This window comes from Streptomyces sp. BR123 (assembly GCF_013401435.1).
Lineage (GTDB): Bacteria > Actinomycetota > Actinomycetes > Streptomycetales > Streptomycetaceae > Streptomyces.
Window position 1 is genome coordinate 1 of the sequence record NZ_JACBGN010000705.1, and the last position, 309, is coordinate 309.

The 309-nt window shown below is 71.5% G+C and carries 1 protein-coding gene; it reads left to right on the top strand.

Annotation, left to right across the window (positions count from 1 at the left end; all coding sequences use genetic code 11):
- On the top strand, positions 1–309 hold a 309-nt coding region (locus HYE82_RS37125; protein ID WP_179178608.1), incomplete at both ends, for an acyl carrier protein.

Genomic DNA, 309 nt, shown 5'->3' on the forward strand with positions numbered 1-309 from the left:
GCAACCGGCTCGGTGCGGCGACCGGCGTGACGCTGCCCGCCACGCTCATCTTCGACTACCCGTCCGCGGCCGCCCTGACCGCGTTCCTCCGGGACGAACTGCAGGGCACGCAGGCGGAGATCGCCGGTCCGGTGACCGTGGCCGTCGATGACGACCCGATCGCGATCGTGGCGATGAGTTGTCGCTTCCCGGGCGGTGTCCGTACTCCGGAGGACCTGTGGCAGCTGCTGGCCAGTGGCGGTGACGCCATCGGTGAGTTCCCGGCCGACCGTGGCTGGGACCTGGAGCGGCTGTACAGCCCGGACCCGG